Below are 14,529 nucleotides of genomic sequence, written 5' to 3' on the forward strand. Positions count from 1 at the left end.
GGTCTGCGACGTCATGCCACACTGCTCACGCGCATCCAGGCTCGACACCGAAGGTCTCCTCACCGAGGAGAAGTGAAGGGACAGATATGTTCGCGTGGTGGGGAATGGCAGTGAGCAGGCTTCGGTGGTTGATCCTGGCTTTGGGTATCGCTTTCATGGCGTTTTCCGGGATTTGGGGCACCGGGGTTTTCGACCGACTCTCCGGCGACGCGAGCCTCGACGACCCGACCAGCGAGTCCCAGCGCATCAGCCAACCGGTCACCGACGCGCTCGGCAGGCAGACCGTCGACTTCATCGCGCTCTACTCAAGCCCTGACCGCACCGTGGACGACCCTGCGTTCCGCCGCGCCGTGGAAGACGTCGTCACGAAAGTGCGCACGTATCCCGAAGTGACGATGGTGACCTCGTTCTACGAGAGCCAATCTCGCGAACTGGTCTCGACCGACGAGCATTCGACCTATGTCCCGGTCCGGTTCGCGGCGGGCACCAAAAGCAAGGTCGTCAAAGCGGTCCGCGCGGATCTGGCCGCGGCCGGAGTGGCCACGCGGGTCGGCGGGCAGAAAGCGATCGACCTCGACATCGACAGCCGCATCGGGCCGGACATCGCCCGGGCCGAGATGATCGCGATGCCGATCCTGTTCCTGTTGCTCATCATCGTCTTCGGCAACCTAGTCGCGGGGCTCATGCCGATTCTCGTCGGCGGGATCGCGATCCTCGGCGCCTTCATGCTGGTCCGGGTTATCACCCTGTTCACCGACGTGTCCGTCTTCTCCATCAACATCATCACGATCCTCGGCCTCGGCCTGGCCGTGGACTACGGGCTGTTCATCGTGAGCCGCTTCCGCGAGGAACTCGACCGCGGGCATCCGGTCGACACCGCCGTCTCCCGCACCATGTCCAGCGCGGGCCGGACCGTCGCCGTCTCCGGGCTCATCGTCGGGCTCTCGCTGTGCGGCCTGCTGATCTTCCCCCAGATCCTGCTGCGCTCGATGGGCCTCGGCGGCGCGGCGGCGGTCCTGGTCGCGATGCTGACCAGCCTCACCGTGTTGCCCGCCATGCTCGCGATTCTCGGCCACCGGATCGACGCGGGCAGGCTGCCGCTGCCGTGGACCCGCAAGCGCCGCGTCCCCACCCTGACCGGCGCGGTCGCCACGACCGTGGCCAAGGCGGCCGACAGCGGCTGGTGGGCGCGGCTGGCCCGCACCGTGATGCGCAGGCCCGTGATCTTCACCGTCGGGGTCTCCGCGATCCTGCTGGTGCTCGCCGCCCCGTTCGCCCGGGTCGAGTTCGGCGGCGTCGACGAGCGGGTGCTGCCGCCCGGCACGGAGAGCAGGGTGGTGTCCGAACGCCTGCAGAGCGACTTCGCCGGCACCGGCATCCGGCCCATCCGGGTGCTTGTGGCCGATGTCCCGCAGTCGACCGCGGCCGCGTTCGGCCGACAGCTCGAGCAGGTCCCCGGGGTCAACGACGTCGAGATCAGCGCCGGCAACGGCACCACCAGCCTGCTCAACGTGACCTACGACGGCGAGGCGAACGCGCCGCACGCCAGGGGCATCGTGGAGAAGATCCGCGCCCTCGACCGGCCTGAGGGCGCCCTGGTGATGGTCGGCGGGACGAGCGCGAGCGTGGTCGACCAACTGGACTCGCTGAGTTCGCGGCTGCCGTGGATGGCGCTGCTGATCGCCGGGATCACCTTCCTCCTGCTGGCCCTGGCCTTCGGCTCGGTGGTGGTGCCGCTCAAGGCGATCGTGATGAACCTCGTCTCGATCGGCGCCGCGTTCGGCGTGGTCGTGTGGATCTTCCAGGACGGCCATTTCTCCGGCCTGCTCAACTTCACCCCCACCGGGTACGTGGAGGCCAGTCAACCGGTCCTGATGGTGGCGATCCTGTTCGGGCTGTCGATGGACTACGAGGTGTTCCTGATCTCCCGGATCCGGGAGCGCTACGACAGCCTCGGCGACAACACCGCCGCGGTGGCCGCGGGCGTGCAGCGCACGGGCGGGATCATCACGACCGCGGCCGTGCTGCTCTGCGTGGTGGTCGGCAGTTTCTCCACCTCGGGCATCACGTTCATCAAGATGGTCGGCGTCGGCATGTTCGTCGCCCTGGTCGTCGACGCGACCCTGGTCCGGATGCTGTTGGTGCCCGCGACGATGCGCCTGCTCGGCAGGCACAACTGGTGGGCGCCCGCGCCGCTGCGCAAGGCCTACGCGCGGTACGGCTTCCGGGAGACCGACGACCTCGACGAGCCCGCCGCCACGGCGCAGCGCGCCCCCGAGACGGCCGCCACCCGCTAGCCCGCAAACGCCGAACAGGCCCCGCGAGCGATCTCCGCTCGCGGGGCCTGTTCGGCGTTTCCGGCTACCTGCGCTTGATCCGCTTCACCGTGCGCCGCGCCGGCTCCAGCGCCCGCCGCTGGGCCCGATCCTTCCGGATGGCCTGCACGCCGACGGTCGCCGCCAGCAGGGCCGCCCCAGGCACCAGGAACCACACGGGCCAGAAGTTGTCGAGTTCGCCGTTGCCGACGCCGGTCAGGAACCACACGGTCAGGTTGATGGCCATGACCGCCCCCCACACCGTCCAGAGGATCTTCAGGGCGATCGGCAGGCCCAGGGAGACCTTGGCGGCCTCCGGGTGCGCCACCGGTCTGGCCGCGGCGGCGCTCGGCTCATGCCTGGCCACGGCGCCGCTGCCGCCGGCGGGCAGGTCGACGAACAGGTCGGCCAGCTCGCCGTAGGTAGTCGACTGGTAGGCTTGGGCCAGCCGGTTGTCGTACTCGAAGAGGTTCAGTCTGCCTTCGTCCATCGCGGCCTGAAGTCGGTCGACGGCAGCCTGCCGATCCTTGTCCGAGACCCGTATCTCTCGCCGCTCATCCATCACACACGCCTCCGGCTCGACATATTCCGGTCCGATCGTATTTGGTCGAGCGCCGCACGCATACAGCGGCGTCCCGTCGAATTCCGCCCATCCGGGCCGCACCGGGCGGCTCGGCGATGACCTCTTGTTTTCGGCCACTTCTTGCCAATAGCGGCGGTCCGCCGCACGCGGCTATCGTCGCGATAACTCGGACCATCCGTTTTCCCTGAATTCGCCGACGCACCCGCCGCCGACGCCGACCGTAGTGCGCAGCTCTATTATTCCCAAGGATGTGACACAATGCTGGAAGCAATAGACCTGGTCAAGCGCTACGGTCCGGTGCACGCACTCGACGGATTCAGCTTGCGGGTTTCCGCAGGCGAAATCGTGGGCCTGGTCGGTCACAACGGCGCGGGAAAGACGACATTCGTCGAAATCGTGTCGAACCTGATTCGCCCCGACAGCGGCACCATCACCATCGGCGGCAAGTCCCCGGCCGCGGCGCGCGGCGAAGTCGGTGTCACCCCCCAGCACCTCGGGCTGTACCCCTCGATCACGGTGCGGGAGCACCTCGAACTGTTCGGCAGGCTCGCTGGCCTGCGCCGGACCGCGCTGAGCACGGCGATCGAGGACCTGACCGTCGCGCTGCGCCTCGGCGAGATCATCGACCGGCGCACCGGCGTGCTCTCCGGCGGCCAGCAGCGCCGCACCCAGGCCGCCACCGCGCTCATCCACCGGCCCGGCCTGCTGCTGCTCGACGAGCCGACGGCGGGCGCCGACCTGGAGACCCGCGAGGCGATGCTCGACGTGGTCAAGCAGCGCGCGGGCGAGGGCGCCGCGATCGTCTACACCACCCACTACCTGCCCGAGCTCACCGAGTTGCGGGCGACCATCGCGGTGGCGCACAGCGGGCGGATCATCGCCCGCGGCACCTACGACGAACTGGTGGACGGGCTGCCCGGCGAGGTCCGGCTGACCTTGGACGACGAGGAGGAGATCCGCGTCTCCACCACCGAGCCGACCGCGACGCTGATCGAGCTGCTCAGCCGCACCGAGCGGCCGGTGTCCTCGGTGGACGTGCGCAACCCCTCCCTGGACGACCTCTACCGATCCCTGGCGGTCAGCCATGCTTCTTGACACCCCCCAGGTCCAGGCCCAGGTCCACGCCCGGCCGCGGCCCACCGGTCCACGCGAGTCCGCCTACCGGATCGGCGCGATGGTCCGGCACAACATCCGCATCCGGCTGCGCGACCCGGGCCAGATGATCAGCTACATCGCCATGCCGATGGTGCTGATGATCGTGCTCAAGCCGCTCTACGTCCGCGCGGTCGAGGGCGGCGCCACCCAGGTCGTCACCGGTCTGCTGGTGATGTTCTCCGTGTTCGCCATCGCCATCGCCGGCAGCTCGATCATGGTCGAGCGGCAGTGGCAGACCTGGGACCGGCTGCGGGCGAGCAACGCCTCGGCGACGGAGATGCTGCTGGGCAAGGTCATCCCGATCTTCGTGGTGATGGTGGCGCAGCAGTCGATCCTGTTGACCTACGGCTGCCTGGTCATCGGGCTGCCGATGCCGCCGTCCCTGGGTTACCTGGCGCTCGCGATCCTGGTCTGGGCGTTCGCGCTGCTCGCCATCGGCGCGGCGCTGGCCACGATCGCCCGCAGTCTCGGCGAGCTCGGCGTGATCTCCGACGTCGGCGCGCTGGTGCTCAGTTCGATGGGCGGGGCACTGGTCCCGCTGAGCATCATGCCCGGGTGGGCGCAGGCCGCCGCGCACGCCTCCCCCGGCTACTGGGCCCTTTCGCTGATGCAGGCAGCGGTCCGCGGCGACGGCGCGGCGATGGTGCTGCCGACCGTGATCCTGCTGGCGCTGGGCGTTCTCGCGGGCACGTTCGCGGTCCGCAGGCTCACCCGAGGGTGGGGCCGCACCCGGCTGCTGTGAGCACTCTCCACGCCGCGTTCGAATCCCGGACCAACTAGGGGCACGTTGATGGATCAGCAAGGTTTACCCAACGACACGAGACACTCGACCACCGAGCCGGAGATCGCGATCATCGGCATGTCCGGGCGGTTCCCGGGGGCCGACGACGTCGACACGTTCTGGCGCAACATCAGCACCGGGACCGAGTCGTTCACCCGGTTCACCGACGAGGAGCTGATCCTCGGCGGCGAGGACCCGGCGGTGTTCCGGCATCCGGACTATGTCCGCGCCCGCCCGGTGCTCAACGACATCCGCGGGTTCGACGCGGGCTTCTTCGGGAGCAGTCCGCGCGAGGCCACGCTGGCCGATCCGCAGCAGTTGCTGTTCGTGGAGTGCGTGTGGGAGACCCTGGAGTCGGCGGGCTACGCCACCTCGGAGGACCGCGGCGCGGTGGGCGTGTTCGCCGGGATGAACATCAGCACGTACCTGCTGACCCGGCCCAACGCGTTCAAGATGGGCGTGGAGATCGACGGGCTGATGGTCGGCAACGACAAGGACGCCCTGGCCACCAACGTGTCCTACCGGCTCGACCTGCGCGGCCCCAGCGTCACCGTGCAGACCTTCTGCTCGACCTCGCTCGTCGCCGTGCACCTCGCGTGCGACAGCCTGCGCCGCGGCGAGTGCGACATGGCGCTGGCGGGCGGGGTGTCGATCCGGGTGCCCGACCGGACCGGATACATGTACCACGAGGGAAACCAGGCCTCACCCGACGGCCACGTGCGCACCTTCGACGCGGGCGCGCGCGGCAGCATGTTCGGCGACGGCGTGGCGGTCGTCGCGCTCAAGCGGCTCGACCAGGCGCTCGCCGACCGCGACACGGTGCTCGCGGTGATCCGCGGCTCGGCGATCAACAACGACGGCGCGCTGAAGTTCAGCTTCCAGGCTCCGAGCATCGACGGGCAGCGCCGGTGTGTCACCTCCGCCATCGCGCGGGCCGGGGTGGACCCGGCCGACATCTCCTATGTGGAGGCGCACGGCACCGCCACGGAGGTCGGCGACCCGATGGAGGTCGCCGCCCTGACCGGCGCGTTCGGGCCGACCGAGGACAAGCAGTACTGCCTGCTCGGCTCGGTCAAGCCCAACGTGGGCCACCTGGACCGGGCGTCCGGGGCGACCGGGCTGATCAAGGTCGTGCAGTCGCTGCGGCACGAGCTGATCCCCGGGACGCTGAACTTCACCACGCCCAACCCGGAGATCGACTTCGCGAACAGCCCGTTCCGGGTGAGCGCGGAGCCGACCCCGTGGCCGCGGCGCGCCGACCGGCCGAGGATCGCGGGCCTGAGTTCGCTGGGCACCGGCGGCACCAACGCGCACGCCATCATCACCGAGGCACCCGCGCCGCCCGCCCGACCCGAGCGAACCCGGCGCTGGCAGGTGATCCCGGTGTCGGCCCGCTCGGCGGCGGCCGCCGACCAGTCCTGCGAGCGGGTGGCGGCGCGGCTCGACGGGGCGACGGACCTTGACGTCGGCGATGTGGCCTTCACCCTGCAGGTCGGCCGGAAAGTGTTCAACCACCGCCGGTTCGTCGTCGCCGAGAGCACCGCGGACGCGGCGGCGAAGCTGGCCGACCCAGCCCGCAGGCTCGGCCGGGCCGACGCGACGGTCGGCAGGCGGGTCGGGTTCCTGATCGCCGGGGTCGGAGAGCAGTACCCGGGGATGGTGGCCGCGCTCTACGCGAACGAGAGCGCGTTCCGCGACGACGTCGACGAGTGCCTCGCGGTGCTCGGCCTGAACGCCGCCGTCGACCTGTCGGACATCTTCGTTCCCGCCGCAGGGGCGAGCACGGGCGACCTGGCCCGGCTGCTCGGCCGCGCGGCGGAGCCCATGCCGACGCCCGCCCTCGACGCGCACCTGATCCAGCCCGCCGTGTTCGTCGCCGAGTACGCCTTGGCCCGGCACTTCCTGCGCTGGGGCGTGCGGCCCGACATCATGGTCGGCTACAGCCTCGGTGAGTACGTCGCGGCCTGCCTGTCCGGCGTGCTGTCGCTGCCGGACGCGCTGCGGCTCGTCGCGCACCGCGCCACGCTGATCGCGTCGCTGCCCCCGGGCGCGATGCTGGCGGTGGCCGCGACCGAGTCCCGCCTCCGTGCGGTCCTCGGCGACGAAGCGCTCCTCGACCTGGACATCGCGGTGCGCACGGGGTCGCAGATCGTCCTGGCCGGACCGGTCGACCTGGTCGAGGCGGCCGGGGCGGCGCTGGTGGCCGAGGAGATCGGCTGCCGGATGCTGGACACCACGCACGCGTTCCATTCCCGGATGCTGGCGCCGGTCGCGGCCGAGCTGACAGAGTGGATCAGCGACAACATCACCCTGAACCCGCCCGGAATCCCGTACCTGAGCAACGTCACCGGGGAACTCGCCACCGAGAAGGCCGTCACCGACCCCGGGTACTGGGCGCGGCACATGTGCGAGACGGTCGAGTTCGGCGCCGGACTGGCGCACGTGCTCGGCATCGACGACCTCGCGCTGCTGGAGATCGGCCCCGGCCAGTCCCTCGGCGCGCTGGCCCGCATCCACCCGGCGTGCGCGCAGGCGCAGTGGCCGCTGATCATGACCTCGCTGCCCGGCGCCGCCGATCCGCGCGACGCCGAGCAGGCGGTGGCGGAGTCCCTGGGCAGGCTGTGGCTGGCGGGCGCGCCGGTCGACTGGCATGCCGCGCACGACCTCGACGACTGGCGGCCGGGTCGGGTCCCGCTGCCGACGTATCCGTTCGAGCGCCAGGAATACTGGCTGGAGGCCGAGCAGGGAGCCGCGGGCCCGGTCGGCCCGGTGCTGGACGTGAACGACCCGACCAGCATCCTGACCGCCCTGCCGAAGCGGCCCGACACGGAGTGGATCACGCTGCCCGTGTGGCGGCAGACCGCGCCGCGCCCAGCCCGCACGGACGCGTCGACCTGGCTCGTCTACACCGACACCGGCACCGCCGACGATCTGGCGACCGCGCTGCGCTCGAAGCTGGAGGCGGCGGGCGGGCGGGTGGTGTTCGCCCGGCCGGGAGCGGCGTTCGACAGCGGCCCGGACGGCGTCACGCTGCGCCCGGGGTCCACTGAGGACACCACGGCCGCGCTGCGCGACCTGTCCGACCGCGGACTGGCCCCCGACCGGGTGGTGCACCTGTGGACGGTGGGCGGTGCGGCTGACCTGCCGCGCGGTTTCCACACCCTGGTGGCCTTCGCCAAGGCCGCGGGCGACCTCGGCCTGGCCGGATGGTCGCTCGACATCGTCACCACCGGCGGCCACCGGGTCCTGCCCGGCGACAAGGTCCGGGCGCAGACCGGCACCCTGATCGGCCCGACCAGGCTCATCCCGGTCGAGTACCCGAGCGCCACCACCCGACTGATCGACCTGGACAGAACCACGTCGGGCGCCGCCCTGCTGGCCGAACTGCGCGCGGAACCGGCCGACCAGGTCGTCGCCCTGCGCGGCGGCAGGCGGTGGATCCCCGGCTACGAGGTGCTCGACGCCTCCTGTGTCGACGAGACCGAGCCCGTCGTGGGCATCCGCCGCGGCGGCACGTACCTGGTCACCGGCGGGCTGGGCGGCATCGGTCTCGCGATGGCCGAGCGGCTCGCCGAGCAGTACCAGGCCAAGCTCGTCCTGCTGAGCCGCACGCCGGCACCTCCCCGGGACCAGTGGGCGGCCATCGCCGCCGCGGCGAACACCGCGCCCGAGGTGCGCAGGCGCATCGACGGGTTGCGCGGCCTCGAAGCCCACGGCGCCCAGGTGGTCACCGTGGCGGGCGACGTGGCGCGCACCGCCGACGTCCGCCGCGCGGTCGACACCGCGCTCGACCGGTTCGGCGGGCTCGACGGCGTGCTGCACTGCGCCGGGGTGCCCGCGCTGGGCCTGATGCAGTTCAAGACCGCGACCGACGTCGACAAGGTGCTCGCGCCCAAGGTGGCGGGAACGCTGGCCATCGCCGAGGTGCTGCGCGAGGTGCCGGTCGACTTCCTGGCGCTGTTCTCCTCGACGACGTCGGCCACCGGCGGCGGCGCGGGCCAGGTCGACTACTGCGCGGCGAACGCGTTCCTGGACGCCTTCGCGCAGAGCGATCCCCTGCCGGGCTGCCTGGTGACCTCGATCGACTGGGGCGAGTGGACGTGGAACGGCTGGACCGTCGGCCTCGACAGCTACGACGAGGGGTCTCGGCAGTTCTTCGAGACCTACCGGGAGACCTTCGGCATCTCCTTCGACGAGGGATGGCGGGTCCTGCGGCGGATCCTGGCCGCGGGCGAGCCGCACGTCGTGGTGTCCACACAGGACTTCGCGCCACTGGTCGCGATGAGCAGGCTGTCCTCCATCGAAAGCCACCAGGCGACGGTGAAGAAGGCGCGCGACGCGCTGGGCAGGCATCCCCGGCCGGACCTGTCGACCTCGTTCGTGCAGCCGCAGACACCCGCCGAGCAGGCGATCGCGGACGTGTGGACCGAGGCCCTCGGGCTCGACGAGGTCGGCGTGCACGACAACTTCTTCGAACTGGGCGGCAACTCCCTGATCGGCATGGAGATCATCGCCCGGGTCCGTACGGCGCTCGACCTGTCCTACCTGCCGCCGCACATCCTCTACCAGGCGCCGACCGTGGCCGCGCTGGCCACCGCCGCCGCGGGCGGCACCGAGCAAGACGAAGGCACAGCGGAGACCGGTGACCAGAACCGGTCCCGGATCGAACAACGGCGCAACACGCTCCGAAACAGGAGGTCGTCATGACGGAAACCGACTACGGTTCGGCGGTCGCCCTGGTCGGGATGTCCGGGCGCTTCCCGGGCGCGGGCAGCGTCGACGAGTTGTGGCGCAACCTGCTGGCCGGGGTGAAAGGCTTACAAGAACTCACCGACGAGCAGTTACGCGACGCGGGGGTCGAGCCGGGACAGCTCGCCGACCCCCGCTACGTCCGCGTCGGCGGGCCGCTGCGCGACCTCGACCGGTTCGACGCGGGGGTCTTCGGGATCAGCCCGCGCGAAGCCGAGACCATGGACCCGCAGCACAAGCTGTTCCTGGAATGCTCGTGGGAGGCGCTGGAGTCGGCCGGGTACTGCCCGACGGACACGCCCGGCCAGGTCGCGGTGTTCGGCGGCTCCGGCTTCCCGGACTACATCGTGCAGAACATCCAGCACCTCGCGGGTGAGCCCGGCGGCGCGCTGCTGATGGCGGTCGGCAACGAGCGCGACTCGCTGGCCTCGCTGGTGTCCTACAAACTGGGCCTGCGCGGACCGGCGATCTCGGTGCAGACCTTCTGCTCCACCTCACTGGTCTCGGTGCACCTGGCGTGCCAGAGCCTGCTGACCTACGAGTGCGACATGGCGGTGGCGGGCGGCGCGTACACCCCGCTGCCCCAGCCGACCGGCTACGTCTACGAACCCGGCGGCATCACCTCCCCGGACGGCCGGGTGCGCAGCTTCGACGCCGAGGCCAACGGCACGGTGATGGGCAGCGGCGTCGGCGTGGTCGCGCTCAAGCGGATGTCCGAGGCGATCAGCGACGGCGACGTGATCCACGCGGTGATCCTCGGGTCGGCGGCCAACAACGACGGCCGGGTGCGGGCCGGGTACACCGCGCCCGGTGTCGACGGCCAGGCCGAGGTGATCGACGCCGCGCTCGGCGTGGCCGGGGTGAAGCCGGAGACCATCGGGTACGTCGAGTGCCACGCGACCGGCACCATGCTCGGCGACTCGATCGAGCTGGCCGCGATGAACCGGGTGTTCACCCAGGCCCGTGAGGTGCCGTGCGTGCTGGGCACCCTCAAGCCCAGCCTGGGCCACCTCGACCGCGCGTCCGGCGTGACCGGGCTGATGCGCGCCGCGATGAACCTCAAACACGAACTGCTGCCCGCCACGCCCGACTACCGCGACCCGAACCCGGCCCTGGCCACGTCGCTGGACCGGTTCACCGTCCTGTCCGAACACCAGGCGTGGGCGGCGGGCCCGCATCCGCGCCGGGCCGGGGTCAGCTCGTTCGGCCTGGGCGGGACCAACGCGCACGTCGTGCTGGAGCAGGCCCCGCCGCGGCCGGTCCGGCCGCACCGCGCGGGCCCGCACCTGCTGGCGTTCTCCGCCGCCGACGCCGACGCGTTGGCCGCGGTCACCGAGCGCCTGGCCGGGCATCTCGCCGAGCACACCGGCGACGACCTGGCCGACGTGGCGTTCACCCTGCAGATGTCGCGGTGCGGTTTCGCGCTGCGGCGCGCGGTGGTGGTCGCCGACCACGCCGACGCGGTGGCGGCGCTGGGCGACCCGGAGCGCTGGATCGACGGCAAGACGCAGCGGCGCAACCCGAAGGTCCGGCTCCTCGGGCCCGAGGAGTCCACCCGGCGGCTCGCCGCCCTCGGCGCGCGGGTCGTCGACGAGGAGGCCGAGGACGTGCTCGACATCGTCGTCGAGCCGGGTGAGGACGGCTTCCTGGCGGCGCTGGCGGCCCTGTGGCAGGCGGGCAGCGTCCTGGACTGGCCCGCCCTGCACGGCGGGGCCGGACGGCGGGTCGAGCTGCCGACGTATCCGTTCCAGCGCAAGCGGTATTGGATCGACGCCAAGCCTCGGGCGTTCGACGTCCCGGACGTCTGGTGGTCGGCGCCGACCACCACGACCCGCACCTACGACCGGGCACAGTGGACCTACCTGCCGACCTGGCAGCGCAAGCCGCGCCCACTCGCCGACCTCGACGAGCGGCTCCGGGCCGCCGGGCCGTGGCTGGTGTTCAGCGGCGACGAGCGCGGCGAGGCGTTGGTCGAGCACCTGACCCACTCGGGCGTCGAGGTCACCACCGTGCGCCCCGGCGACCGGTTCGACCAGGACGAGACGGGCGACTTCACCGTCCGCGTCGACGAGCCGGGCGACATGGCGGAGCTGATCGGGTCGCTGCTGGTCGGGCCCCGCACCATCGTGCACGGGTTCAGCCTGGGCAGCGCCGAGGCCGGACCCGACGCCATGGCGCACTTCGACGCCGAACAGCACCGCGGCTTCTACTCGGTGATGGCGCTGGCGCGGGAGCTGGTGGACAACACCGGCGCCGCCGCGCGCATCGAACTGGTCGTGCTGACCTCGGGCGCGGTCGACGTGGCCGGTTCGGACCTGCGCCACCCCGAGCACGCGACGCTGGCCGCGCTGGCCCCGACGCTGGCCCAGGAGAATCCGCGGCTGCGCACCCGGCACATCGACGTCGACGCGGGCGACCTCGCCCGGCTGACCACCCCCGTGCTGGCCGCGTCGGTCGACGGGCACGACGGGCCGGTGGCGGTGCGGGCGGGCGAGCTGTGGCTGCGCCGCTACCAGCCGTTCCCCATCGAGGAGCTGACCGACCAGACCCGGCCGGTCAAGGACGGCGACGCGGTCCTGATCACCGGTGGGCTCGGCGACATCGGCATGGTCCTCGCCCGGCACCTGGCGAGCAGGTACGGCTGCAAGCTCGTGCTCACCGCGCGTTCCCCGCTGCCGCCGCGCGAACAGTGGCAGGACTTCCTCGCCGCCGTGCCCGAGGGCGGCGAGCGGACCGCGCGGCACATCGGCAACGTCCTCGATCTGGAGAGCCGCGGCGCGACGGTGCTCGCGCTGTCGGCGAACGTGGCCGACGTGGAGGACATGCGCGGCGTCGTGCGGACCGCGGTGGACGCGTTCGGCGGGATCGACGTGGTCGTGCACGCCGCGGGTGTGCAGGACGGGCAGTACTTCACCTTCGCGCACCTGATCGAGCGGGACGCCTGCGAAGCGCACTTCCTGGCCAAGGTCAAGGGTTTCCACGTGCTGCAGACCGTGCTGGCCGACCAGGCACCGCACCGCCGGATCACCCTGTCGTCGCTGGCCGCGGTGCTCGGCGGGATGGCCCTGGCGCCGTACGCCGCCGCGAACGCGGCACTCGACGCCTACACCCGGTCGGCGCGGCTGGCGGGCGAGGGCCGGTGGGTCACGGTGGACTGGGACACCTGGAACGTCGACCCGCAGCGGCTCGAAGGGCACGGGCCCAGCGTCACCGACTTCGCCATGGTGCCCGCGGAGGCCGTCGACGTGTTCGAGCGGACCCTGTCGGCAGGCGACCAGGTGGGCCACCTGGTGATCTCCACCGGTTCGCTGGAGGCGCGGCTCGCCCAGTGGATCACCGGCGACATCCACGAGGCCGACGACGAGGACGAGGTCGACGACCGCGAGCGGCACCCGCGGCCCGACCTGAGCAGCCCGTATGTGGCGCCCAAGGAGGGCACCGAGGAGAAGCTCGCGGAGATCTGGTCGCGGGTGCTGCGGATCGAGCCGATCGGCGCCACGGACAACTTCTTCGAGCTCGGCGGGCACTCGCTCATCGCGATCGACCTCACCGCGCGCATCCGCAAGGGGTTCGGGGCGTCGATCCCGATCACCGGGCTGCTGGAGTGCCCCACGGTCCGCCAACTGGCCGACCTGATCGACGGGACGGAGGCGCCCGATGCGACAGCCTGAGTACCTGCGCACGGTGCAGGGGTTCGTCCGCCGCGAGCTGATCGGCCGGGAGGCGGAACTGGACTCCCTCGCCCCCGCGCCGCTGCCGCTCTACGAGCGGTGGGCCGACACCGGGTTGGCGAACTGGTGGCTGCCCAAGGAGCACGGCGGCCTCGGCATGTCCCTCGAGGAGAGCGTGCGGATCGTCAACGAACTCGCCTACGGCGACGCGGGGGCGGCCTTCACGCTGTTCATCCCGGTGCTGACGACCAGCATGGTCGCCTGGTACGGCGGCGAGGAACTCCGGCGGCGCCACCTCGACGACCTGGGCAGCGGGTTCTGCGCCACCCTGGGCAGCGAGCACGCCGCGGGCAGTGAGCTGGGGCGGATCACCACCACGGTGCGGCGGGAGGGCGACACGCTCGTCCTCAACGGGGAGAAGGCGTTCTCCACCGACGCCGACTTCGCCCGGTTCCTCGTCGTGGTGGCGCGGGCGGAGGACAACCCAGCGCAGTTCCAGGCCGTGCTGGTGCCCCGGGACACCCCCGGCGTCACCATGGACAAGCGCTGGGATGTCATCGGCCTGCGCTCCTCGGCGACGTACCAGGTGTCGCTGTCGAACTGCCGGGTACCGGCGGAAAACGCCTTGCAGGGCAACGGGTTGCGGCTGCTGGAGGTCGGGCTCAACGCCAGCCGGATCCTGATCGCCACCACCGCCCTCGGCATCGCCCGCCGGGTGCGGGACGTGTGCATGGACTATGCGAAAACCAAGTCGGTCAAGGGATCGCCACTGCTGGGCAACGCCGTGTTCGCCTCGCGGCTGGGCCAGTTCGAGATGCAGATCGACGTGATGGCCAACCAGTGCCTCACCGCGGCCCGTGAATACGACGCGATCGCGGCCCGGCCGGACGCGGGTGAGGAGTTCTTGCGGGTGGGCGCTCTGAAGTCGGCGTTGACGACGAAGATGTTCTGCGGCCAGACGGGCTGGCAGATCGCGGCGACGGCGTCGGAGATGTTCGGCGGGCTGGGGTATACGCACGAGGCGGTGATCGGGAAGCTGCTGCGGGACGTGCGGTATGTGTCCATTGTGGAGGCTGGGGACGACGTTCTGCGGGACCTGGTCTTCACGCGGTTCGTGGTCCCGGTCTCCAAACGCACTTGAGCCGTGGTCCGCAACGACACGCCGAAAGACAGCGTCGGTAGCAAGATCGAAAGCGGCTCCATCCTCATCCAGGATGGAGCCGCTTTCGTTGTTTGCGCTGGCAAGCAGTGTCGCCAAGGAGGCATCCGGTGCGT

Annotated in this window: 7 protein-coding genes; 6 read left to right on the forward strand and 1 reads right to left on the reverse strand. The window is 71.2% G+C overall.

Translation table 11 applies throughout. The annotated features are described in order from the left end of the window. Positions 1-110 precede the first annotated feature (110 nt). A complete protein-coding gene (locus GPZ80_RS09205; protein ID WP_222719099.1) occupies positions 111-2,297 on the forward strand; it encodes an MMPL family transporter in 2,187 nt (728 codons plus the stop codon). Positions 2,298-2,361: 64 nt separating this feature from the next. Here the strand turns inward: GPZ80_RS09205 and GPZ80_RS09210 are convergent, their stop codons facing one another. Continuing rightward, positions 2,362-2,877, reverse strand: coding sequence for a DUF1707 SHOCT-like domain-containing protein (locus GPZ80_RS09210; protein WP_187219871.1), 516 nt, complete (start codon positions 2,875-2,877; stop codon positions 2,362-2,364). 279 nt (positions 2,878-3,156) lie between these two features. On the opposite strand from GPZ80_RS09210, the gene GPZ80_RS09215 reads away from it, so the two are divergent. The 5 genes from GPZ80_RS09215 to GPZ80_RS09235 are packed head-to-tail and all read left to right on the forward strand — an operon-like array spanning position 3,157 to position 14,395. Continuing rightward, positions 3,157-3,993: an ABC transporter ATP-binding protein gene (locus GPZ80_RS09215; protein ID WP_187219872.1), complete on the forward strand. Its 837-nt coding sequence runs from the start codon at positions 3,157-3,159 to the stop codon at positions 3,991-3,993. Beyond that, on the forward strand, positions 3,983-4,795 hold the full coding sequence (locus tag GPZ80_RS09220) for an ABC transporter permease (RefSeq protein ID WP_187219873.1): 813 nt from the start codon (positions 3,983-3,985) through the stop codon (positions 4,793-4,795). Before GPZ80_RS09215 ends, GPZ80_RS09220 begins: the two co-directional genes overlap by 11 nt. Positions 4,796-4,843: 48 nt before the next feature. Then, the gene (locus GPZ80_RS09225; protein ID WP_187219874.1) at positions 4,844-9,541 is read left to right on the forward strand and encodes a type I polyketide synthase; all 4,698 of its coding nucleotides are present in this window, start codon (positions 4,844-4,846) and stop codon (positions 9,539-9,541) included. Continuing rightward, a complete protein-coding gene (locus GPZ80_RS09230; RefSeq protein WP_187219875.1) occupies positions 9,538-13,254 on the forward strand; it encodes an SDR family NAD(P)-dependent oxidoreductase in 3,717 nt (1,238 codons plus the stop codon). The genes GPZ80_RS09225 and GPZ80_RS09230 overlap by 4 nt, the downstream gene beginning before the upstream one ends. Continuing rightward, the gene (locus tag GPZ80_RS09235; protein WP_187219876.1) at positions 13,241-14,395 is read left to right on the forward strand and encodes an acyl-CoA dehydrogenase family protein; all 1,155 of its coding nucleotides are present in this window, start codon (positions 13,241-13,243) and stop codon (positions 14,393-14,395) included. Before GPZ80_RS09230 ends, GPZ80_RS09235 begins: the two co-directional genes overlap by 14 nt. Positions 14,396-14,529: the final 134 nt, after the last annotated feature.

The sequence above is a fragment of the Actinokineospora xionganensis genome, from assembly GCF_014323725.1.
GTDB lineage: Bacteria > Actinomycetota > Actinomycetes > Mycobacteriales > Pseudonocardiaceae > Actinokineospora > Actinokineospora xionganensis.